17 protein-coding genes are annotated in these 23,019 nt (G+C 72.0%); 7 read left to right on the top strand and 10 right to left on the bottom strand.

Annotated features, from left to right (window positions below):
* Positions 1-16: 16 nt before the first annotated feature.
* The gene (locus tag QRD43_RS14910) at positions 17-3,805 is read right to left on the bottom strand and encodes a Dyp-type peroxidase (protein ID WP_285983296.1); all 3,789 of its coding nucleotides are present in this window, start codon (positions 3,803-3,805) and stop codon (positions 17-19) included.
* Between the two features lie 60 nt (positions 3,806-3,865).
* Positions 3,866-4,897: a hypothetical protein gene (locus tag QRD43_RS14905; protein ID WP_285983295.1), complete on the bottom strand. Its 1,032-nt coding sequence runs from the start codon at positions 4,895-4,897 to the stop codon at positions 3,866-3,868.
* Positions 4,898-5,306: 409 nt separating this feature from the next.
* Here QRD43_RS14905 and QRD43_RS14900 point away from each other — a divergent pair, with 409 nt between their 5' ends.
* On the top strand, positions 5,307-6,542 hold the full coding sequence (locus QRD43_RS14900; protein WP_285983294.1) for a 6-phosphofructokinase: 1,236 nt from the start codon (positions 5,307-5,309) through the stop codon (positions 6,540-6,542).
* Positions 6,543-6,584: 42 nt separating this feature from the next.
* Here QRD43_RS14900 and QRD43_RS14895 read toward each other — a convergent pair whose 3' ends face one another.
* The 4 genes from QRD43_RS14895 to QRD43_RS14880 all read right to left on the bottom strand — a co-directional run bounded on the left by QRD43_RS14895 (position 6,585) and on the right by QRD43_RS14880 (position 11,389).
* Positions 6,585-7,109: a P-loop nucleotide/nucleoside kinase family protein gene (locus tag QRD43_RS14895; protein WP_285983293.1), complete on the bottom strand. Its 525-nt coding sequence runs from the start codon at positions 7,107-7,109 to the stop codon at positions 6,585-6,587.
* 157 nt (positions 7,110-7,266) lie between these two features.
* Positions 7,267-8,049, bottom strand: a complete 783-nt coding sequence (locus QRD43_RS14890; RefSeq protein WP_285983292.1) for a substrate-binding periplasmic protein — start codon at positions 8,047-8,049, stop codon at positions 7,267-7,269.
* 171 nt (positions 8,050-8,220) lie between these two features.
* On the bottom strand, positions 8,221-9,606 hold the full coding sequence (gene trhP, locus QRD43_RS14885; protein ID WP_285983291.1) for a prephenate-dependent tRNA uridine(34) hydroxylase TrhP: 1,386 nt from the start codon (positions 9,604-9,606) through the stop codon (positions 8,221-8,223).
* Between the two features lie 88 nt (positions 9,607-9,694).
* A complete protein-coding gene (locus QRD43_RS14880) occupies positions 9,695-11,389 on the bottom strand; it encodes an RCC1 domain-containing protein (protein WP_285983290.1) in 1,695 nt (564 codons plus the stop codon).
* A gap of 234 nt (positions 11,390-11,623) precedes the next feature.
* Here QRD43_RS14880 and QRD43_RS14875 point away from each other — a divergent pair, with 234 nt between their 5' ends.
* The 6 genes from QRD43_RS14875 to QRD43_RS14850 all read left to right on the top strand — a co-directional run bounded on the left by QRD43_RS14875 (position 11,624) and on the right by QRD43_RS14850 (position 15,363).
* Positions 11,624-12,169 (top strand): GbsR/MarR family transcriptional regulator, encoded by a 546-nt coding sequence (locus QRD43_RS14875; protein ID WP_285983289.1) that lies wholly within the window; start codon positions 11,624-11,626, stop codon positions 12,167-12,169.
* 73 nt (positions 12,170-12,242) lie between these two features.
* Positions 12,243-12,710, top strand: coding sequence for a thiol-disulfide oxidoreductase DCC family protein (locus tag QRD43_RS14870; RefSeq protein ID WP_285983288.1), 468 nt, complete (start codon positions 12,243-12,245; stop codon positions 12,708-12,710).
* Entirely contained in the window at positions 12,707-13,624 is a 918-nt protein-coding gene (locus tag QRD43_RS14865) for an NAD-dependent epimerase/dehydratase family protein (RefSeq protein WP_285983287.1), read from the top strand. Before QRD43_RS14870 ends, QRD43_RS14865 begins: the two co-directional genes overlap by 4 nt.
* Positions 13,621-14,004, top strand: a complete 384-nt coding sequence (locus tag QRD43_RS14860; RefSeq protein WP_285983286.1) for a DoxX-like family protein — start codon at positions 13,621-13,623, stop codon at positions 14,002-14,004. The genes QRD43_RS14865 and QRD43_RS14860 overlap by 4 nt, the downstream gene beginning before the upstream one ends.
* Positions 13,997-14,473, top strand: a complete 477-nt coding sequence (locus QRD43_RS14855; protein WP_285983285.1) for a DUF2269 family protein — start codon at positions 13,997-13,999, stop codon at positions 14,471-14,473. Before QRD43_RS14860 ends, QRD43_RS14855 begins: the two co-directional genes overlap by 8 nt.
* A gap of 131 nt (positions 14,474-14,604) precedes the next feature.
* Positions 14,605-15,363, top strand: coding sequence for an MgtC/SapB family protein (locus tag QRD43_RS14850; RefSeq protein ID WP_285983284.1), 759 nt, complete (start codon positions 14,605-14,607; stop codon positions 15,361-15,363).
* A gap of 55 nt (positions 15,364-15,418) precedes the next feature.
* On the opposite strand, the gene QRD43_RS14845 is transcribed toward QRD43_RS14850, so the two are convergent.
* From QRD43_RS14845 to parC, 4 genes are read right to left on the bottom strand one after another with little or no spacing between them, the layout of a single operon-like run.
* On the bottom strand, positions 15,419-18,250 hold the full coding sequence (locus tag QRD43_RS14845) for an ATP-binding protein (protein ID WP_285983283.1): 2,832 nt from the start codon (positions 18,248-18,250) through the stop codon (positions 15,419-15,421).
* Positions 18,250-19,023 (bottom strand): hypothetical protein, encoded by a 774-nt coding sequence (locus tag QRD43_RS14840; protein ID WP_285983282.1) that lies wholly within the window; start codon positions 19,021-19,023, stop codon positions 18,250-18,252. The genes QRD43_RS14845 and QRD43_RS14840 overlap by 1 nt, the downstream gene beginning before the upstream one ends.
* Entirely contained in the window at positions 19,020-20,588 is a 1,569-nt protein-coding gene (locus tag QRD43_RS14835) for a hypothetical protein (protein WP_285983281.1), read from the bottom strand. Before QRD43_RS14835 ends, QRD43_RS14840 begins: the two co-directional genes overlap by 4 nt.
* 40 nt (positions 20,589-20,628) lie before the next feature.
* Complete coding sequence (parC, locus tag QRD43_RS14830) at positions 20,629-22,989, bottom strand: DNA topoisomerase IV subunit A (protein ID WP_434063900.1); 2,361 nt, start codon at positions 22,987-22,989, stop codon at positions 20,629-20,631.
* Positions 22,990-23,019: the final 30 nt, after the last annotated feature.

Genomic DNA, 23,019 nt, shown 5'->3' with positions numbered 1-23,019 from the left:
CAAGGCGGCAGAGCGATCAGGCCGGTGGCGGCGCCATCATCCACATCAGCTGCGCCTGCGACCCCGGCTGCAGCTCGGCCTGCAGCAGCCCCGCGCTCATGCCCAGCAGCAGGCCCATGGCAGCCTCGTAGCCCGGGCAGGCATGGAGCGGATGCGGCGCGCCGGCAGCGCGCTGTCCGCCGAACACGAGGCTCAGGTCGGCCGGCTGCGCCTGCGCCGCCTCGCCGCCGGCCTCGCGGGCCTGCCACTGGACCTGCGTGCCGCTCATGAGCCCCAGGACCACGCGGCGCCCGGCCTCGACCTGGACGCCTGCGCCGCCCAGCCCGTGCGCCGTGCGCGCCGTCCGCCAGATCATGTCCGGCACCGGATGGCGCAGCAGCGCCTGGTCGAGCCAGGGCCGCAGCGCCTGTTCGGCCTGCCCGAGATCCGGGGTGCCGGCCTGCGCCAGCAGCCGGGCGCGCGCAAGCCACAGCCGCTGATCGCCCCGGCTGTCCATCAGCGCGCGGCGCCAGCAGCCGTCCACCGTGGGCAGGAAGCCCATCAGCACGCCGATGCAGGTGCTCGCGAGCTCGGCATCCGTCAGCCCCGGCAGCGCCGCGAACAGGGCCGGCGTGAGCGTGCCCGCCGGTGCGGCGTCGCCCGCCCGCGTCTGCGCCACCCATGCCGTCACCGCCGCCAGCAGCTGGCGACCGTGGCGCTGGCCCTGCTCCTCGGCCGCCGTGCCTTCGGGCATCGGCTGGAAGAAGTAGCGCGAGGGCGTGTCGAAATGCCCCGGGCAGCGCGGCGGCGACTGGACGTCCGCCTGCCAGTGCCAGTCCCGCGCCGCGGCCTGGACGCAGCGCCCGTCGGGCAGGCCGAACCAGTGCCGGGACAGCCGCGCCAGCACCTCGTCACTGAGGCGCTTGAGGTCCAGCGGCACGCGTTGTGACGGACCGCTCAGGGCCGACGCGGTGCCCTCGGTCCACCACTGACGCAGCACATCGGCCATCGCCGCGCGGCTGAGCCGGTAGGCCTCGTCCCGGCCCAGCGTGCCGATGATCGCGTTGACAGGATCGGCCAGGCGCGCATAGGCGGCACCGGCGTCCATGCCCAGGAAGATGGGGCCGATGGAGTTCTGCATGCGCGCCTGGTAGCCACACACCGAGTAATGCCCCTGCGGGTCCTGCAGGATCTCCTGCAGCAGCGCCGGGTCGCCGACGAGCACGCCGTAGTCGGTGCCGGTGTCCAGCACGCCGCCATGCAGCTCGCGCACGGCAGCCCAGAGCTTGTCGGGCACGCCCTGCTTGCGGGCGACCATGTCCTCCAGGCACTGCTTCCACGCCGCCGCCCCGACCCCCTTGAGCGGCCCCTGCAGCTGCTCGATGAGCGCCTGCCCTTCGCGGGCCGGTTCGGACGCGGGGGCCGGTGCGGCGGCGGCAGGGGCCTGCGCCAGCCACGCCAGCGCCCGGAGGCTGGGCACAAAGGCATAGAGCCCCCAGGCGAGCTGGACGAAGGGCTGCGGCGGCGCCGGCGCGCGGCGCGGGTCCGGCTCCTCGTCGAGGAAGACCCGGACCACCTGCTGCTGCCCCTTCGCGTCCTCGCGCAGGAAGCGCAGGGTGCGGCGCTCGCCGAGGACCGGCACGCCCAGGAGCGGGTCCCCCTGGGCCGAGCCCACGCCCGTGGCATTGCCGCCGGCCAGCCAGCGCTGCACCACCTCGAACTGCTCGGCGATGCTGGCATTGCAGGCCATGAAGAAGAGCCCCCGCTCGCGCGCGGGCGTGCGCCCCGCCAGCTCGTCGGGCGTGACGTCCGGGCCGTAGGACATGCCGCGGCGCAGCAGGCGCGGCACGGGCTCCCGCCCGCCCGGGCCGTGGCCGTTGGGCTGCCCTTCGCGCGGGTTGGCCCGCCGTGCATGGGCCTGGAAGGGGCACTGCAGCCCCTGGGGATCGCCGCGGTAGTCGAAGTCGTTCGGGCCCGGGCCGTCCGGCGCCACCAGGGGACGGCCGTCCGGCATGCGCCCCATCAGCGCACCCTTCAGCTCATCGACGCTGATGCGAAGCCCCTCCCGGCCCAGTCGCGCCGCCTCCGCCGCCAGGCGCTGCTGGAGCCGCTCCGGGAACTGCCGCAGCTTGCGGATCACGAGGAAGCTGCCGTCGGCGAGCAGCGGGTCCTCCGCCAGCGCCGGATCGGCGTCCCCGCGCTCGTTCGGATGCCCGAGCAGCAACTCGCCGAGCGGCAGCTCATCGCGGGAGCGCCGGGGCGCGCCAGGCGCCTCGCCGGCCGCATCGACCGCCGTCCCGACGAAGCGGGGCTGGCTGATGCCGTCCACAAAGCCGAAATGCTCCACCACCGGCGCGCCACCGGGGCCGGTGCCCGCGCGGGGTCGGCCGACCGTCTGCCGCCGCAGCGGCTCCACCGCCAGCACGCTCAGCCCGGGCTCCGACGCCAGCGCCTCGAAGGCCGCGAAGAGCGGGTGCTGCGGACCGAGTTCGTCGTCCTGCGCGGCCGCGGGCGCGAGCACCCGCCACTGCAGCACGAGGTCCACCTCCGCCAGGTCGATGCGGCTGCCCGGCCCCGCCGACGCGGCCTCCTGCGCCGAGAGGCCATGGCGACGCGGCCGCTGCCAGTGGACGGGATGGTTGCCCCGCAGGTCCCCCAGCAGGTCGGCGCGGGCCTCCATGCCCTCGACAAACTCGCGGGGCAGGCGGCCCAGCGTCTCGGCAGGCACCCCGAGGCGGCGCAGGCCCCGGGGGGTGAAGGCCAGGTTCAGCAGGGGTTGGCGGCGAGCCTCCTCCCGAGGGGCCAGGGCTGGCAGCTGCCCCGCCAGCCACTGCCGGAAGGCCGTGCGACTGCGGACCTGCAGCAGGACGAGCAGGCCATGGCTGGTGTCCGGATCCGCGCGCAGCAGCCCCGCCTGCAGGGCCTGCGGCGTGGGCACGGGCGGCGGCGGGCGGCGTGGCCGGCGGGACGGGGGCGGCGCCTGGAAGAACCAGGCCAGCTCGGTCCGGAACTGCGCCTGCAGGCCGGGCTCCAGGGCCAGCTGCCGCCGCAGCAGGGGCTCCCGCAGCTCCACCAGCAGGTCCTGCGCGGCGCGCAGCAGCACGGCGGCGTCGCGCGCGTCCGGGTCCGGCGTCTCGGCGAAGAAGTCGGTCAGCGCATAGAGCCCCGCCAGCGCCTCCAGGCCGCGGGCCAGCACGAGCGACGGCGCGGACCGGGCCTGCTGCAGCGCCGTCTCGGACGGGTGCGGGATCCGCAGCCGGGCGATGGCCTGCTCCGACACCAGGTGGGCGGGGCAGCCCGTGCCGCCGGCATCGCCGTCCCGCTGCAGCCGTTCCACATCCGCCAGGTAGCGCAGGTCCCCCACGCTCAGACCCGAGGCGATGTAGAAGAAGCCGGCCTGCACCTGCTGGCGGCGGATCCAGTCGACATAGGTCTCGAAGGCGCTGTCGGCGGCCAGCGGGTAGCCCTCGCAGTGGCAGAAGATCACGTCCAGCAGCGGGCCCAGGTCGCGCCAGACCTTGCGGATGTAGGGCTCCCATCCGCTGTCGAACGTGACGGCCAGGAGCAGCTGGTTCGTGGGTTCGAGAATGGCCAGGCGGAAGCTGTGAATCGTCTGGACCCGCGCGACGACGTCGGAGAACGCCGAGCACTGCTCCTGCTCGCGGGCCTTCGAGCGCGCGGCCATGAGCGTGGCGAAGAGCAGGCGCAGGCGGGAGACAAAGGTGCAGGCATCGCCGCTGGGCACCAAGCCGCGCTTGAGCGGTGCCAGCAGCGTCAGCTCCGTCATGCCCTGCAGATGCAGGCTGGTGGCGGGGGATGCAGTCATGTCGGGCTCCCTGGGCGATGGGTCACATGGGCGGTCCGCGAGGCGATCGAGGCGCGGTGCTCAGGACCATAGCAGCCCAAGCACGCGGCCGGGGTCCTCGTTCGTGGGGCGGAAATACCCGAGCAGCCGCAGCGCGGGGTCGAGGCAGATCCCGCCGCCGCCCATGCCCTGCGGGCTGGCATCGTGGCGCCACCACGGGCCGTCCTGCCGTAGCAGCGCCAGGCACAGCTGCGGCGGCTGGCCGGGGTCCGCCCCCAGGAGCAGCACGGCCCCGGCGCGCGGCGCGGCGCACTGCGGCCGCTGCAGGGTCGCCGACGGCGGGCGGGCGCTCGCCAGCCCCGGCACCGTCGCCCCGCCCTCCCCGCCCTCCCCGCCCTCCCCGACCTCCCCGGGCGCGGACCAGACGGGCCATCGCGCCGGCAGGTCCAGCGCATGGCGCGGCAAGGCACTGATCGCCCAGCCCTGGGCCTGCACCAGGCCGCCCGATGTGGCGGACAAGGGCAGCATCCGATGCGCGCCGAGGTCGAGGGCCAGCGCGGCCGCACGCTGAGGCACGGCGCCGCGGGGCCCGGGCGTGAGCGTCACCCGCGGCCCCGGCCACAGGCACAGCAGGCGTCGCGACCAGGCCTCGAGCAGGGCCGTGCGAGACGGCGGCGCGGCGGCGTCCGCCCGGCGCCCCGGTGAGAGGTCTCGCAGGCCCTGCACCGGCGAGACCTGACCGGCCCAGTGCCGCCACCCCGGGCTGGCCTGCAGGCGCTCCGGGCTGTCGACACACAGGCCCAGGTCCAGGGCGAGCACGAGCAGCGGGGGATCCTCGGGCAGGAGGGCCAGCTGGCGCAGCAGCCAGGGCACGACCTGACCCCGCGATTCGGCCGCCTCGATCCAGGCGTCCGGGCGGAGGTCCCGCTCGGCGAGGCCTGCCGACGCCGCCGGCGGGCCGGCCTCCCGGCTCGGGCCATGATCGGGGCCCTCGGGCCGCCAGTCGGCCAGGGCGTCAGGCAGGCTGGAGCGCAGCAAACCCTGCGCATCCAGGCGCTGGATCACCTGACTCCACAGGTGGCGCTGCCGCCCGGTGAGGTCAACGGGTGGCATGCGGGGCGCCATCCATCGGGATGTCCTGCCGGCCGTCGTGCTCGCCGCCTGGTTCGCCGCCGGGCTCACCGCTGGACACGTCGTCCCGTCCGACGAGCGGCCGGCATCTGTGCCCCACGCGGGCCGATGCGCCGGGCGGTCCCCACCGGCACACCATGGGCCGACGGCCCCCGCCTTGCGCACCCAGTGCCTGCCTCCGGCGCCCGCCCGCTCTTTTCACCGCGCATTCCTCCTGGCCGCGACCGTCCTGTCGACGGCCTGCGGCGGGATTCTAGGAACGCAAGTGAGGGGCCTGCGCCCACAGCATCCATTGAATTGAGGATGCGCTTGGCCGGCAACCGATGCCGCCCAGGGGGCGCGCTTGGTGGTAGAACGTCAGCCAGCACCCGACCATCCCCAGGAGCCGTCCGTGAGCCCATCCCAGCCCGTCCCCGCCACCCGCAAGATCCTCGTCGCCCAGGGCGGCGGCCCCACTGCCGTGATCAACCAGTCGCTCGTCGGCGTGGTGCTGGAGGCCCGACGGCACCGGGGCATCGACCTGGTCTACGGCGCCCGGCACGGCGTGCGGGGCATCCTCAACGAGGACTTCGTCGATCTGACGCAGGAGACCAGCCACAACCTGGAGCTCGTCGCCGGCACGCCCGCGTCGGCCCTCGGCTCCACGCGGGACAAGCCCGACCTCGCCTACTGCCAGCAGATCTTCGAAGTGCTGCGCGCCCACGAGATCGGCTACTTCTTCTACATCGGCGGCAATGACAGCTCCGACACGGTGCGCATCGTGGCCGAGGAGGCGCGCAAGGCCGGCTACCCGCTGCGCAGCATCCACATCCCCAAGACCATCGACAACGACCTTGTCGGCAACGACCACACGCCCGGCTTCCCGTCCGCGGCGCGCTTCGTGGCGCAGGCCTTCGCCGGGGCCAACCTGGACAATGCCGCCCTGCCCGGCGTCTACGTGGGCGTGGTGATGGGCCGCCATGCCGGCTTCCTGACGGCCGCCTCGGCGCTGGGCAAGAAGTTCGACGACGACGGCCCCCACCTCATCTACCTCCCCGAGCGCGTCTTCGAGATCGAGCGCTTTCTGGCGGACGTGAAGGCGGTGTACGAGCGCCATGGCCGCTGCGTGATCGCGGTGAGCGAGGGCATCCACGACGCCAGCGGCCAGCCCATCGCCGCCCAGCTCGCCAAGGACCTGGAGCACGATGCCCACGGCAATGTGCAGCTGTCGGGCACCGGCGCGCTGGCCGACCTGCTGTGCGAGGAGATCAAGACCCGGCTGAAGATCAAGCGCGTGCGGGGCGACACCTTTGGCTACCTGCAGCGCAGCTTCGTGGGCTGCGTGTCCGACGTGGACCAGCGCGAGGCGCGCGAGGTCGGCGAGAAGGCGGTGCAGTACGCCATCTGGGGCGATCGCGATGGCTCCGTGGCCATCAAGCGCAACGGCTACTACTCGGTCGACTACGAGCTCCTGCCCCTGGAGGCCGTGGCCGGCAAGACCCGCGTGATGGAGGACCACTTCATCAGCGAATGCGGCACCGACATCACCGATGCCTTCCGCCTCTACCTGCGCCCGCTGCTGGGCTCGGGCATGCCGGACGCCTTCCGTCTGCGACCCAATCCGGTGGCGAAGGTGCTGAAGCCGTGAGTCCATCGGCGGGCTGTGCGCCCGCCGTCCCGGCCTGAGGCGTCAGCCGGGGCTCACCGCCTCAGGTCCGGTGGACACCCGCTCGACGGCGTATTCACCGCGCTCGACCTCATCCGTCGGCTCCCACAGGTCGCTCGCCAGCTCAAAGATCTCGGGCGGCACGACCATCGAGAACGTCGGTCCCTGCTGCTCGTTGCGCTGCTGCACGCGGGCACGGCGCAGCTCGCGAGGCGCCTCCAGCTCATGCATCACCAGCTCGAAGCCCTGGGCCTGCACCGCGCGGCAGAAGTCCATGCGCGGCTGGCGCTGGATGAGGCCCAGCTCCAGGATGACCTCCACCCCCGTCGCCAGGACCGCCTGGCTGTGGGTCCAGATGAGCGCCAGCACGCGCTCCTTGCGCGCGACGTACCAGGGCAGGACGTCGGCCGCCGGGCGGTCGGGGCTGAACAGGGTGGCGAACCAGGCGTCGAGGGCGATGTGAACGCCGCCCGAGCGCGCCGCGAGCGCCCGGGCGTACGTCGACTTCCCCGCACCCACCGGGCCTTCGATCAAGTGGACGATGGGCATGTGTCGGATTCCCCGCCTGTGCTAGTGCCGATGATGAGCGTCCGTATTCTGGCATACCCGCCGCCATCGCCACTGCCATCGCCACCGCCACCGCTTCGCCGGACGGCGGGCCGGCATGACGCGAGCCCGCCGTGACCCGGCCGGGCCGGGGTCGCGATCACGACATCAGGCGCGCCGCACGCTCCAGCTCTCGTGCCATGAGGCTGGCCGCCGTGCCGTCGTTGACCAGCCGCACGACGTGCTGGTCGAAATGGGCCAGGAACTCGGCGGCGCCCGGCGCCGTCTGCAGGACCGCGAGGTGGATGGGCGTGGCCGCCACCGACTGCTCGCCTTCGATGACGGGGCTGTCCCCGGTGCTCACGCGCTGCAGGTGCAGGCGGCCGCCGAGTTCCGTCGCCACGACGTAGTCCAGCCGCTGGCGCACGAGCTTCTCGAAATTGAGCGCGTCGGACGCGACGTCCTCGCAGATGAAGTCGCCCCGGGCGCGGGGCTGGTCGAAGCCGGCACCGTAGGACCAGCCGCGGATGACGCCGACACGGCGACCGTTCAGATCGGGCAGGCGTCGGAAGGGAGGCACCCGCCCCCGCAGCGAGAACACCGACAGCCGCTCGATGAAGTAGGGCTGGCTGAACAGGCAGCGCTGCTCCCGCTCCGGCGTGCGGATCACCGCGCCCGCCACGGCCGTGCCGGCCATCAGCTCCGCGAGCACGCGCTTGAAGGGCTGGGCCCGCAGGCGCGCTGGCGGGCTCATGCCCGCGAGCGCCGCCCCGACGAGCGCCGGGTAAAGGCCGAGGGCACCCGTGCCCTGCCCGTCCCGGTACATGGTCGGCACCGAGCCATCGTCGAACACCACGTCCAGCGTCGACTGGCCCGGCAGGGACCAGGCGCCGGATCTCCACGGCCAGGCCAGGGCCCCGGCCATGAGCGCGCGTCTGTGCATGACATCTCTCCCTGGGCAGCCGGTGCATGCCGCCGCCCGTGTGTGGGAGCGACGATAGCCCGGGCCCGCAGCCAGGGTCAAGCGGGGACGCCCCTGGGCTGTGGCGCCCCCGTTCAGGGCAGGCGCAGACGGGTATCGGCCGAGCACCCGCCCGGGATCAGCGACTGGGCGTCACAGCAGCCGCGCGACGAGCCCGCCCTCGGCCGGCAGCCCCAGCGGCACCCAGACGCGCACCGGGTCGCCCGGCGCCACCTGCACGGGCTCGCCGTCGAGGTTCTGCATCTGCGTCAGCTCGACGATGCGGTTGCCGCTGGGGTGCAGCAGCTCCACGCGGTCGCCCACGGCGAAGCGGTTCTTGGCCTGGACCTGCACCCAGCCGTCCTCGCGCACGGCCGTCACCTCGCCCACGAAATGGCTGCGGTGCAGCTCACTGTGGCCGCTGATGTAGTTCTGGTAGTCCTGGGCCGGGCGGCGCTCCAGCAGGCCGCCCGTGTAGCCGCGGTTGGCCAGGCCTTCGAGCTCCAGCAGCAGCGCGGGGTCGAAGGGGCGGCCGGCGACGGCGTCGTCGATGGCGCGACGGTAGACCTGCGCCGTGCGGGCCACGTAGTACAGGCTCTTGGTGCGGCCCTCGATCTTGAGCGAGTCCACGCCGATGCGCGCCAGGCGCTCGACGTGCTCGACGGCGCGCAGGTCCTTGCTGTTCAGGATGTAGGTGCCGTGCTCGTCTTCCATGATGGGCATGAGCTCGCCGGGGCGGCCCTTCTCCTCGAGGAAGTAGACCTTGTCCGCCGCGGGATGGCGCTGGCCGCCGCCGCAGGTCGAGAAGCTGCTCTCGGCCTCGGCCTGCGCCTCGGCGAAGTTGAAGTCGGCGTCGAGCTTGCCCACCGGCACGGCCTCGCCGGAGAGGGAGTCTTCGCTCGCGGGCTGGGCGCCGTATTCCCAGCGGCAGGCATTGGTGCAGGTGCCCTGGTTCGGATCACGTCGGTTGAAGTAGCCCGACAGCAGGCAGCGGCCGGAGTAGGCGATGCACAGCGCGCCGTGCACGAAGACCTCGATCTCCATGTCCGGGCATTCGTTGCGGATGGCCTCGACCTCGTCCAGGCTCAGCTCGCGCGAGAGGATGATGCGCTCCACCCCCGCCTTCTGCCAGAACTTCACCGCGGCCCAGTTGGTGGTGTTGGCCTGCACGGAGAGGTGGATGGGCACCTTCGGGAAGAGGCCCCGCTCCATCTGGTCCAGCACCTGCATGATCAGGCCGGCATCGGCCATGATCAGCGCATCGGGCTTGAGCTCGACCACCGGCTGGATGTCCCGCAGATAGGTGCGGACCTTGTCGTTGTGGGCGATCAGGTTGCTGGTGACGAAGAACTTCTTGCCGCGCTGGTGGGCCTCGTCGATGCCCTGGGCGATCTGCTCCAGGCGGAATTCGTTGTTGCGCGCGCGCAGGGAATAGCGCGGCTGGCCGGCATAGACGGCGTCGGCGCCGAAGTCATAGGCGGCGCGCATCTTGGCCAGGGACCCGGCCGGGAGAAGGAGTTCAGGGGCTTTGAGCGACATGGGCGTATTGTCGCCGCATGACGCCGCATCCTGCGCCCTTCCCCCGCGGACGGGGCGCCCTTGCCGGCGCCCCGGGGCATCACCGCGCTCAGAGGGCGCGACGCAGCAGGTTGGTGTAGCGGTCCATCGCGCCCAGGGTGGTCACGCCATCGCCAGCCGGATTCTTCACGGGCGTGGGCACGCGAAGGTCGCTGGTGAGAGCCGGGCCCTGGCCCTGGGTGCCGGAGAAGCCGTCGCCCCAGGTCAGGAGCGTGCCGTCCTTGCGCAGCGCCAGCGAATGCGAGTAGCCGGCCGCCAGCGTCGCGGTGTTGTCCAGCTGCAGCAGGCCGCTCTCGGCCACGACGGGTGCGGCATAGGCCGTGCCGTCGCCGCGAGGACGGTTGACGCCGTCGCCCAGCTGGCCGTCGGTGCCCCGGCCCCAGCTCCAGACCCGGCCCGCGGCGTCCAGGCTCATCGCATGGTTGCCACCGGCCACCACCATGGTCTGCCCCGTCAGCAGGGCGCCCGCCGCGCCGGTCTGGACGCGCACGGCCCCGGCCACCGCCGTCCGCGTGCCCTGGCCAAGCTGGCCGTTGTCGTTGTCGCCGAAGGCCCAGACCTCGCCGGTGGCGGTCAGCGCCAGGCCGAGGCCGTAGCCGGCGCTGAGGGCCGTCATGCCCGTGAGCGCCTCGCCGCTGCCGGACACGGCGACGTGGGCCGGCATGACCTCGTTGTTGGACACCGGCAGCTGCAGCATGCGGGTCACCATGCCCGGGAAGCCCCAGACCGCCACGCGGCCGTCCGCGCGCAGGGCGCTGCCCCAGTTCCAGCCGGCGGCGATGGCGCGCACGTCCGTCAGCACGCCGCCTTCCGGTGCCTTCACGTAGCCGGGGTAGCGCTTGACGCCCCCGCCCTCCTGGCCGCTGTAGTAGCCCCAGGAGTAGACGTGACCGTCATCCGCCAGGGCCATGGCATTGCTCTCGCCGGCGCTGATGGCCACGATGCCGCTCAGCCGCGCCTTGGCGGTGGCATCGGCCACGTAGTCCGGCAGCTTCCAGGTGCCCGTGGGCTGCAGGCGGGCCAGCTGCGAGCTGCTCGAGTCGTTGAGACCCCAGGACAGCACCTGACCGTCCTCGGTGAGGGCCAGGCCGAAGAGCTCGCCACCGGCGACCGCCACGATGCCCGACAGCGGCTTGTCACCGCTGGGCGCGAGCACCTTGAGCGGCAGCGCACTCAGGCCCAGCTCGCTGCCGGCCTTGTTCTGGCCCAGCTGGCCCTGCGAGTTGTAGCCCCAGGCCAGCACCTCGCCGGCACTGGTCACGGCCAGCGAGAAATGCCGGGTGGCCCCGGCCACGCCGAGCGGCTGGGCCTGCGGGATCACCTTCACGCTGACCTTGGCACTCAGGCCGCCGCCCGTCACCGTGACGGACTGCGCCCCCAGGCGCAGGCCCGTGATGCTGCTGCAGTCCGCCGCCACCGTCAGCTTGACCGGGTCGTCGCTGCTGCAGCTGAGCGGTCCGGCGACGGCCGCGCCGCTGCCGTCCTTCAGCGTGACGCTGGCCGCACTGGCCACGCGCCAGGCCGTCTTGCCCGTCGCGGGGGTCACCAGGGTGGCGACCGGGGTGGGGGTGGGCGTGGGCGTCGGGGTGGGCGTGGGTGCGGGAGTCGGGGTGGGTGTCGGTGCAGGGGTCGGTGCCGGGGTCGGGCTTGGCGACGAACCGCCGCCGCCACAGGCAGCCAGCAGGGCCGTGCTCAGCAGGACGGCACCGACGGGCTTCAGGCCCGCAGCAAGGGAATTTCGCATGAAAGGATGTCCTCGGGATGGGAGCGCTCGTGACGGGCGCCTGATCGTTTCCCAACGATGGCCGCGGGCGTCTTCTGTCGGACATCTCGACACGGCGGGGCGGAATGTAGCCGGGCCCTGCCGAAGGGCGGTTTGCAAGTCCGTGTCAAGTCGTGAGCAAACGTGACTTCAGCATCGGCATGCCCCATTAATTTCAGTCTTGACAGAAATTGCAGACGATCTAGACTGCCACGCATGGAACTCAGCCACAGCGCCCGGCGCTTCATCGTTCACTGGGGAGAGATGGGCACCGCCTGGGGCGTCAACCGCACGGTCGCCCAGATCCACGCCCTGCTCTTCTTCCACGGCCGGCCGCTGAACGCCGAGGACATCGCGGACACCCTGAACGTGGCCCGCTCCAATGTCAGCACCAGCCTCAAGGAACTGCAGAACTGGCAGCTGATCCGCGTGGTGCACCAGCTCGGTGACCGGCGGGACTACTTCGAGACGTCCGTCGATGTCTGGGAGCTGTTCCGGACCATCGTTCGCGAGCGCAAGGAGCGCGAGTTCGACCCGACCGTGCGGGTGCTGGGCGAGATCGTGGCAGACCCGTCCTTCGCCAGCGAGACGCCCGACGCCCAGGACCGCGTGCGCGAGGCCCTGCGCTTCATGGACACGCTGGGATCCTGGTCCGAGGAGATGCTGCGGCTCTCCCCCAGCACGCTGGAGAAGGTGCTCAAGATGGGCGCCAGCGTGCAGAAGTTCGTGCGCGGCGACGGCAAGTCCGGCAGCGCCTCCTAGGGCCGAAGCAGCCCTTTTTTTGCCCACAAATTTCTGTCAATACTGAAACATCAGACCAAAAGAGAGGAACCCCATGGAATCCAGCCTCTACCCGCTGACGATCTACTTCGACGGCAGCTGCCAGCTCTGCAGCGCCGAGATCGAGAACCTCCGGTTGCGGGACACGCAGGGCCGCCTGCGATTCGTGGACTGCAGCCCGGCCGACTTCGTCTCGCCCGTGCCCGGCGCGGACCGCACGGCGCTGATGAACGTCATCCATGGCGTCGGGGCGCAGGGTCAGGTCTTGCGCGCCGTCGATCTCTTCGAGGCGGCCTACCGTGCCGTCGGACTGCCCTGGGTGAGCCGGCTGATGACGCATCCGCTGGTCCGCCCGCTCGCGGACCGCGCCTATCCCTGGATCGTGCGCAACCGCTACCGGTTGCCCCGCTCGCTGATCCGGGGGCTGTTCGAGCGTGCGGCCCGGCAGGCGGCCGAACGCGCCGCCTCGCAGCCCCGATGCCGCGACGGTGCCTGCGAGCGCTCGACGGAGCCCCGCTCATGAGCGGCCCCGCACGTCGCGTCCTGGTGTGCGGCGCCCAGGGCTTCATCGGCCGGCACATCGTCCAGGCACTGCAGGCGGCCGGCTTCACCGTGCGCGCCGGTGTCCGCGAGCGGTCCCAGGCCACTTTGCCCGACGGCACCGAGCCCTGCCTCATGGACTTCAGCCGCGACACCCGTCCGGAGCCCTGGCATGCCCGGGTGGCCGACTGCGAGGCCGTGATCAATGCCGTGGGCGTGCTGCGCGAGGGCGGCGGGCAGGCGATGGACGCCATCCACCACACCGTGCCGGCCGCCCTGTTCAGCGCCTGCGCCAACACGGGGGTGCGCCGCGTGCTGCAGGTCTCGGCCCTGATGCCGCCGGACAGCCGCACGCGCTACGCCCAGAGCAAGCGCCAGGCCGAGGCCTCGCTGCTGAGCCTGCGCGCCGAAGGCCGGCTCGAGGCCTGCGTGCTGCGCCCGAGCGTGGTCTTCGGCGAAGGGGGCGCGAGCACCGCGCTGTTCCGGCGTCTGGCGCGCCTGCCGCTGCTGCCCTGGCCCGCCCAGGCCGTGTCGCCGCAGATCCAGCCTGTGTGTGTGGAGGACCTCGCGGCGGCCTGCGTGCGCCTGCTGCAGGCCACGGAGCGCCCGCCGGCCACGCTCGACGCGGTCGGCCCCGAGCGCTTCACGCTGCCGGACTTCATCGCCCGTCTGCGCCGCGCCGCGGGCCTGCCGCCCGCCCGGCTGCTCGTGCTGCCGTCGGCCCTGGGGACGGCCTCCGCTCGCCTGGGCGACCTCTGCCCGCGCCAGCCCTGGGGCAGCGAGACCCTGGCCCTGCTCGGCGCCGACAACATCGCGGACGTCGCGCCGCTGCAGGCCGTGCTGGGGCGCCCGCCACGGTCCGTCTTCGACGGCCCGGACTCCGGAGCGCCCGCATGAGCCCGCGTCATCGCCGCCTCGCCCGCGCCAGCCTGGTCGCCCTGTGGCTCGGCACGGCCGCCGTGAGCCTGATCGGCTGGCACGGCGTCTCCCGCGACCTCCTGACCGGCACCCTGCTGCCGCCCGCCTGGCACGACGCCGCCATCGCGGCCGGCAGCGCGGCGGACCTGGCACTCGGCCTGGCGGTGTGGCGCTGGGACCGGCCGGCGGTCTACCGCGCCTGCCTCGCCCTGGTCGGCGTGATGACCGTTGTGGCCACCGTGCTGCAGCCCGCGCTGTGGCTCCACCCGCTGGGCCCCTTGAGCAAGAACCTGCCCATTGCCGCCCTGCTCCTGGTCCTGCAAGACCTGACCCCCGACCGTCACGCCCCTCATGAATGAATACCTGATCCTCAAGACCCTGCACGTGATCTCCAGCGTGCTGCTGGCCGGCACGGGCTTCGGCTCGGCCTTCTACCTCTTCTTCGCCAACCGGACGGGCTCGCTGGAGACGCAGGCCGCCGTGTGCCGCATGGTCGTCGTCGCCGACACCTGGTTCACCACGCCGGCGGTCATCGTGCAGCCCCTCACGGGCGTGTGGATGGCGCATCTCGCGGGCTGGCCGCTGAGCACGCCCTGGCTCGCCACCGCCATCGGGCTCTACCTGCTGGCCGGCGGCTGCTGGCTGCCGGTCGTCTGGCTGCAGCTGCGCATGCGCGACATGGCTGAAACCGCCCTGGCCCGCGGCGAGCCGCTGCCCGCGCGGTACTGGCGCTTCGCCCGCTGGTGGGAGGCGCTCGGCTACCCGGCCTTCGCCGCCATGCCGGTGATCTTCTGGCTCATGGTGGCCAAGCCGCAGTGGAGCCTCTGAGCCCTCGCCGCAAGCGCAGGCCGTCGACGGAGCTGCGCGGCAAATCCGCCACTCTTCGTCTTGTCCACGCCCTGCAGTGGGGCTATGGTGCAGCCATGGTGCATGCCGCACGCTGACAAGAAGATCACCTCATGAGCCTGCTGGACCTGGACCATCTGCTGCGCTACTGGACGGCCGAGCAGTGGCAAGCCAATGTCCTGATGCTGCTGCACCTCATGGGCGCCATGCTGCTGGGCTTGATCCTAGGCTACGAACGGGCCTTCCACGGCCGGGCCGCGGGCATGCGCACCTACGCGCTGGTCTGCATGGCCTCGACCGGCGTGGTGATCCTGCTGGCCTACCCGCAGCAGTGGTTCGGCGGGCATGTGGCGGGCGGCGCGGCGCCGCTCATCGCGGACCCCACGCGCGTGATCCAGGGCGTGGTCACCGGCATCGGCTTCCTCTGCGCGGGCGTCATCATGCGCGAGGGCATGAACATCTCCGGCCTCACCACCGCCGCCTCGCTGTGGGCCGCCTCGGCCATCGGCATTCTGCTGGGCATGGGCTTCTACTTCGCCGCCATCTCGCTCACGCTGCTGTGCGCGAGCCTGATGATGTGGGGCGCCAAGCTGGAGGCCGCCCTGCCATCGCACCCGGCCATCTCCGTGACCGTGCGCGGCGTGGACGGACGCCGCTTCAACCAGGCCGAGCTGTCCGCCTTCACCGAGCAGCTGGGCTACCGCTTCGCGCCGGGCTCGCTGAGCATCGAGCGCATCGGCATGCACGAGGAATGGCGCTTCGTCTGCACGGCCAAGCGGAACTACCGGGGCGAGACGCTCACCCGGTTCTCGAGCCGCCTCGGCGAGCTCGACGGCGTCGCCGACTACCGCGTGACGCACGCCCGCAACTGAGCGGCCACGCCCTGCCGGGCAGCGAGCGGGGCGCCGTGGCGCCCCTTCCTCATGCTCAGTCGTAGACCGACTTCTCCGGCCGCCGCGCCAGCACCGCGATGGGCGGCGCCCAGCGCTCGCCGCGCGGCTTCTTGCTGGTCACCAGCGTGATCTCCGAGGGCTCGAAGACCTCCACGTTGTGCGTGATCGGCGTGGTCAGCAGGTACTGCGCGCGCGTCGAGCGCAGGAAGTGGCCGACGAGCTGGATGTTGCGAACGTCCAGGTGGGCGAAGGGCTCGTCGATGAAGACGAAGCCCCCCGGGCTGTCGTCGTCCTTCATCAGCCCCACCAGCAGGATCAGGCTCTTGAGCACCTGCTGGCCGCCCGAGGCCTCGCCGTCGTTCAGGCCGACCTCACCCTTGCCGTCGAAGTTGAAGCGCACATGCAGGCCGGCCTGGGCCAGCACGAGGTCGTCGTTGTCCAGGTGCGGCAGCTCCGCCTGGGCGATGACGCCGGCCAGCTCGCCCAGCTCCTGCACGTTCTTCTTGTAGCGGCGCACGGTGGCGCGCAGCACGTCGATGTAGCGCTCGCGGGCATTGAAGGCGGCGATGCGGGCCATCTCGTTGCTGGCGCGGCGGTCGTCCAGCTGCGTGGTCTGCTCCAGCACGGAGAGGTGCATGCGGGTGTGACGGTCCGCCACGGCCGGGTCGGTCTCCCAGGTACCGGCGTTGAGGCCCGTGTCGAGTTCCTGCTGCACATGGCGCATGGCGATCTCGGCCTGCTTGGCGTTCTCGAACTCGTCGCGCAGCGCGGCCACGCGGGCCGGCTGCGTCCAGCTCGAGGGGAACTTGGCACGAGCCTCGCGCGAGGCCTGGGCCGCCGCCTTCAGGTCGCGCAGGCGGCCTTCCTGGTCGCGCTGCACGCGCAGCACGTTCTCCTCGCTGGCCTTGAGCGAGCCCTGGGCCGACTCGTAGTCCCGCTCGCTGCGCGTGACCTGGGCCAGGGCACGGTCGTGCGCCTGGTCCAGCTGTGCCATGCGCGTGGCGGCCTCGACGCGGGCCTGGCGCAGGGCCGGCATGCGGGCGCGGCACTCGGCGAATTCGTCGGAACGCTCGGACAGCTCCAGCGCCGCCTTGTGGCCCTGGGCCGCGCGCTGCGCGTCCTTCAGCTGGCGCTCGACCTCGGCCTGCTCCTTGGCGATGCGGGTCAGCTCGCCGTCGTAACGGGCCAGCTCGCGCTCCAGGGACTGGCGACGCGAATCCAGTGCGGACACGCCGAACTGGTACTCGCGCGGCTCCACCCACAGGCTGCGGCCGCCGCGGCCGTCGCGGTAGTAGGCGTCGGGGGTGATCCACTCGCCGCCGGCGTCACGGCCGGCCTCCGTGTCCTTGACGCAGCGGATGCCGCCCAGCTGGCGGATCAGCCAGCCCGGCAGCTTGGCGCTGACCTTCAGCGTGGACAGCAGGCTGTCCTTCGGGACCACCGAGGGCACCGACTCGCTGTCCCCCACCACGTAATGGCGGTAGCGCTCCTTCGCGGCCAGGGCGAAGGCGCGGGACTCGTCACCGGCACGTTCGAGCACGACGACCCAGCGCGAGGGGCGCAGGAAGCCCTCGGCCGCGGCGCGCCAGGCCTCGTCGGCGATGTCGATGCAGTCGGCCAGCACGTGATGGCCGATGCCGGCCTCATCGAGCGCCTTGCGGAATCGCGTGACCTCGGGCGGCGGCGGCGGCAGGCGCTGGCCTTGCAGCGCGTCCATGGCCGCCTGGGCCTTGCGGGACTGGTCGTTGGTGCGGGTGTAGCTCTCACGCAGCGCGTGCTGGCGGTTGCCCAGCTCCTCCAGGCGCGCCGTCAGCTCCTTGGCATCGGCCTCGACGGCCGACAGCGCCTTGAGCTCCTCCTCGCGCTTGGCCAGCAGCTCGGCGGGGCGCTCGGCCTCGCGGGCGGCGTCGAAGGCCGCACGGGCCTCCTTGCGCTGGCGCTCCAGATCCAGCAGGTCCTGCTTGGCGGCCTCGTGCTTCTCGAACAGGGCGTGCAGCTCGGCGCGCTTGGCGGCCATGTTGCGCTGGTCCCCCGAGGCGAAGAGCCGCTGGCGATGCAGCTCGCGCAGGGCCTGGGCCGTGCGCAGACGGCCTTCGGACCACTGCAGCACCGGCACGACCTCGGTGGCCAGGCGCTCGCGCTCCTTCAGCCGCAGCTGGTACTGCTGATAGCTGTTGACGCGGTTGGCCAGGTCCGAGAGCTGCGCCTGGGTGTGCGACAGCTCGTGCGCCGCCAGCTCCACTTCCTTGCTCAGCTGCTGCTGATGGCTGCGGGCCTGGTCGTAGCGGTCCAGCACCTCCTGGTCGCCGAAGACCTCGAAGACGAGGCGCAGCAGCTCCTTGGGGCTCAGCTCGCACAGGCGGTCGGTCTGGCCCTGCTCCAGGGCCAGCACGCGGCCGATCGCGCGGGTCAGGCCGGCGGCCTCCAGGCGCTTCTTCCAGGCCTCGATGCCCAGCCAGTCCTTCTCGGCGCGTTCGGCCAGGGCCTCGATCTCATGGACGCCGTCCACGAGCAGGTAGCGGCGCTGCCAGTCCCCGCCATGGCGCTCGATGCGGCAGGCCAGGGTCACCTGGTCCGCGTAGAGCAGCGAGCTGGCGAAGGGCCGGCTGCTGTTCTGGCGGCCGCGCGGGCGGTTGTCCACGAGGGCGCGCAACCAGGCCGTCTCGGCATTGGCATGGCGGGCGTAGGTCTTGTAGGTGCGGCCGCCCGAGCACTCCAGGCCCAGCAGCGTGCGCATCGCATCCAGCAGCGTGGTCTTGCCCGAGCCGTTGGGGCCGGCGATGGTGATGATGTTGCCGTCCAGCGGCATGGAGACACGGCGGCAGTAGTCCCAATGCAGCAGTTCGAGCGATTGCAGATGAAACATCAGTGCGTCTCCGGCGCGTCGCCCGCGGGTGCTGCGGCGTCGTCGTTCAATTCTTCTTCGGGCACCGGCTCAGGTTCCGGCTCGGGCTCGTTGCGCTTGGCGATGATGGCGTTGATCGCCGGGCCGGCCAGCGGGTCGGTGGCGCGCGCCAGCACGTCGGCCAGCGAGCCGTCCAGCACGCGCGGCGCGAGCACGTCGTAGTCCAGAAGCAGGTCCAGCAGCGGGCCCTCGGCGATGTCCTCGGCGCGGCGGGTGATGAAGCCGTTGCGCTCCAGCAGCTTGAGATTGGCATCCAGGCGCATCTTCTTCCCGAGCTGGTTGCCGAAGTCGGCCAGCAGGCTGCGGTAGGACAGCGTGGGCGAGACGCTGGAGGCCAGCGGCAGCGGCTTGTCGGTGGCGAACATCTCGCCCTGCCCTTCGGCCTCGGCCTCGGTGCGGGCGATCTGGCGCTGGCGCTTGGGCAGGATGATCAGCGACCACAGCACCACCAGCAGGGCCACGCCGTCGCGCGGGAGGTCCAGGTTGTTGTTGGCCGCGAGCCCCGTCTCGCCGAACACCGCCACCTCGGCCGGGCGCAGCATGGCCACGGTGATGTGGTCGGCGTAGAGGTTCTCGACCAGCTTCAGACCGACGGCGGACAGCCGGTTGTTCAGCGCGGTCCACAGCTCGGTGTCGATCAGGGCGCGGCGCACCAGCGGGTGGCTGCGGGGCAGCCAGCGGCGGGCGATCAGTTGCGCGGCCAGGTGGGCCGCGTCGTCCAGGGTGTTGCTCATGATTCGGAGGCGGGGCTGGGGGCGGCGTGAGGGGCGGTGGCGGCAGCAGTGGCGGCGGCAGTGGCGCCGGGTGTGGCGCCGGATGTGGCAGCGGCATTGGCACCGGACTTGGCACCGGACTTGGCACCGGCATCGGCGCCGGCATGGGCATCCGCACTGGCGTCGGGCATGTCCTTGGATTCGGGCTCGGACTGCAGCTCGGGAGGCAGGATCACCCGGCCCTCCTCGTCCACCGGCAGCAGATGGCCACGGCTCATCCACTTGACGAATTCATCCTCGACCTCGCCCTGCTCGGCGGACCAGCGCACGCGCCAGGGCTGGCGGGCCATGTCGCCCGTCGCGCCCTGCAGATGCTGAGCCTGCGGGTCCCCCAGGAGCGGCAGCAGCTGGGCACGGTAGGCGGCGCGGGCGTAGCTGTCGCCCAGCACGGCGGGGGTCAGGTCTTGCGCCCCGCGGCCCTCGGTCTTCCACAGGCCCAGCAGGGTCTGCATGCCGGCGAGGTCCTCGGGCAGGCTCATCACGGCGAGCTGGCCTTCCGGCGCCACGAGGCCCGCCGGCAGCGGCTCAGGCACGGGCGGCTTGGGGCGGTCGCGCTCGAACTCGGCCTCGCAGGTGTCCAGCAGCTCGTGCTGCGCCACCATCACCGGCAGCACCGGCCGCGAGAGCGCGCCGAGGCTAAGGTTCTCGAGGAAGGGCACGTTCTGCAGCCAGCGCCGCACATCCGTCGTGGTGATGCCGGTGGAGCCCAGCGTCACGCGCTGGCGGTCCACCTGCTGCAGGGCGCGGTTGAACTGGCTCGCCATGGCCAGCAGCCGCGCCTGCGCCAGGCCCAGCTCGCGGGCGAGGCGCTCCAGGCGCGCGTTGCCGTCGGCCTGGGCCTGCTCGATGATGGCCGAGAGCGCCTCGCTGGCACGCTCCACCAGCCCGAGCGCACGCTCGAAACGCTGGCGCGCGCGGCGCAGGTGGAACTCCGAGCCGCTGGCGATGGCATCGGCGAACTCGTCATACAAGCGGGCCAGCTGCGCCTGCAGGTGATGCAGCTGCGCGGGGTCCAGCGTGCCGAGCTGATGGGCCCCCGCCACATTGGCCAGCAGTGCGGCGAGGTCGGCGTCCTGCTCGCCCGCCACGGTCAGGGGCGAGAGCAGGCCCACGAGCTGCTGGGCCAGCGGGGTGATGCCGTACTGCTGGTTCGAGGCGTCCCAGGCCAGCAGCTGGGCCTCGCGCAGGCGCTTGAGCACCAGCTCCAGGGCCTCGTCGCGCAGGGCGTGGAAGTGGCGGTTGAGGGTGTCGCGCGGCAGGCGGGACTCCGGCAGCGCCATCAACTCCATGAAGACCCACAGGCGCAGGCGCACCAGCGCCGCAGGCCCGTGGAACAGGGCCCGCATCGCCTGGATCAGGGGTTCATTGCGCTCGAGCTGCCACCACAGCAGGGCCTCGCCGGGGACGGCGCCTTCGCGGAAGTAGTCCTCGAAGCGCGCGCCCTCGCTGCCGTCGGCGTCGTCAAAGCGCTCGGCCGCGGCGCCCTGCTCGGGCAGGACCGCGGCGCGGATCTGGGAATCGGTCATCGGGCGGATTATCCCTGTGCCATCCGGGGTCTCGCCGGGCTCAGCCCGCCAGCACCCGCGCGACCTTCTGCAGGCCCTCGACCGGCTTGCCCTTGCGGGCGCGCTTGCCGGCATAGCCTGCGAGACCGGCGCCCTTGAGCAGCTCCTCCTTGGGCTTGCCGCCGCGGCCGGAGCCCAGCACCTGCAGACTCTGGGTGAAGGCGGCCACGCTCAGCAGCAGGTCCTTGCCCTCCAGCTCCATGAGCGTCAGCCCGCGGCCGCCCTTGGGCTGGTGCTTGAGCTCGTCCAGCGAGTAGGTCAGCAGGCGGCCATTGAGCGAGAGGCAGGCCACCTGCACCCCCAGCACCTCGCCGCCCGGCACGGGGCTTGGCGGCAGGGGCATCTCCTCGCCTTCGAGGCTCAGGAAGGTCTTGCCGGCCTTCTGACGGCTGATGAGGTCGCCCACCTGCGCGATGAGGCCGTAGCCGCCCGTGTTGGCCAGCACCAGGCGCTGCGCGCTTGCCGCAGCCCAGTAGTGGACGATCTGCGTGCCGCTTTCCAGCTCGATCAGCGTGGTGATGGGCTGGCCGTCGCCCCGCCCGCCCGGCAGCGCCGAGACGGGCACCGAGTACACGCGCCCGTTGCTGCCGAACACGATCAGCGGGTCCACGCTGCGGCAGGGGAAGGTGCCGTAGAGCTGATCGCCCGACTTGAAGGACAGCCCGGCCGCATCGACCTCGTGGCCCTTGAGCGCTCGCACCCAGCCCTTCATCGAGACGACCACCGTGACGGGCTCGTCCACCACCTTGATCTCGGCGACGGCCTTCTTCTCTTCCTGGATCAGCGTGCGGCGGTCGTCGCCGAAGGTCTTGGCGTCGCCCTCGATCTCCTTGACCACCGTGCGCTTGAGCACGCTCGGGTTGTCGAGGATGTCCTGCAGCTTGCTCTGCTCCTCGCGCAGGCTCTTCAACTCCTGCTCGATCTTGATGGCCTCCAGGCGGGCCAGCTGGCGCAGCCGGATCTCGAGGATGTCCTCGGCCTGGCGGTCGGAGAGCTTGAAGCGCTCGATCAGCGCGGCCTTGGGCTCGTCGCTGTTGCGGATGATGCGGATCACCTCGTCGATGTTCAGCAGCACCAGCTGGCGGCCTTCCAGCACGTGGATGCGGTCCAGGACCTTGTCCAGGCGGTGCTGGGTGCGGCGCTGGACCGTGGCCATGCGGTAGCCCAGCCACTCGGTCAGGATCTGGCGCAGGCTCTTCTGCGTGGGCCGGCCATCGGCGCCGATCATCGTCATGTTGATCGAGGCGCTGGTCTCCAGGCTGGTGTGCGCCAGCAGCTGGGTGATGAGCTCCTGCTGCTCGACGGTGCGGCTCTTGGGCTCGAAGACGAGGCGCACCGGCGCGTCCTTGCTGGACTCGTCGCGCACGCCGTCCAGCACCGCCAGGATGGAGGCCTTGAGCTGCTGCTGGTCGGCCGTCAGGGCCTTCTTGCCGGCCTTGATCTTGGGGTTGGTCAGCTCCTCGATCTCCTCCAGCACCTTCTGCGAGGAGGTGCCGTGCGGCAGCTCGGTGACCACCAGCTGCCACTGGCCGCGGGCCAGGTCCTCGATCTTCCAGCGGGCGCGCAGCTTCAGCGAGCCGCGGCCCGAGCGGTAGGCGGCCTGGATGTCGTCCGGCGAGGAGATCAGCTGGCCGCCGCCCGGGTAGTCGGGCCCGGGCAAGTGGCTGAACAGCTCCTCGTCGCTGAGCTTCTCGTTCTTCAGCAGGGCGACCGCCGCTGCGGCCACCTCGCGCAGGTTGTGGCTCGGCACTTCGGTGGCCAGGCCCACGGCGATGCCGGAGGCGCCGTTGAGCAGCACGAAGGGCAGGCGCGCGGGCAGCTGGCGGGGCTCCTGCGTCGAGCCGTCGTAGTTGGGCACGAAGTCCACCGTGCCCTCGTCGATCTCGTCGAGCAGCAGGCGCGTGATGGGGGCCAGTCGCGCTTCCGTGTACCGCATCGCGGCGGCGCCGTCGCCGTCGCGGCTGCCGAAGTTGCCCTGGCCGTCGATCAGCGGGTAGCGCTGGCTGAAGTCCTGCGCCATGCGCACGAGGGCGTCGTAGGCGGCCTGGTCACCGTGCGGGTGGAAGCGGCCGAGAACGTCGCCGACGACGCGGGCGCTCTTCACCGCCTTGGGGCCGCTGGCCGTCGTGAACGACAGGCCCATGCGCTCCATCGAGTACAGGATGCGGCGCTGCACCGGCTTCTGGCCGTCGCACACGTCCGGCAGCGCACGCCCCTTGACCACGGAGAGCGCGTACTCGAGGTAGGCGCGCTCGGCGTAGTGGGCCAGCGTCAGGCTGCTGCCGTCGTCGCTGCCGCCCCCCGCCGGGGCGGGCTGGGGAGCCGATTGCGGATCGTCGAAATCGAAGGAGTTCTGGTTCATCGTCATGGGAATGGGCGCCTTGCCTGCTGG

This window comes from Roseateles subflavus (assembly GCF_030285365.1).
In the GTDB taxonomy this organism is placed as follows: Bacteria; Pseudomonadota; Gammaproteobacteria; order Burkholderiales; family Burkholderiaceae_C; genus Roseateles_B; species Roseateles_B subflavus.
Note: the sequence above shows the minus strand (reverse complement) of the source record. Positions and strands in the feature narration are given on the sequence as shown.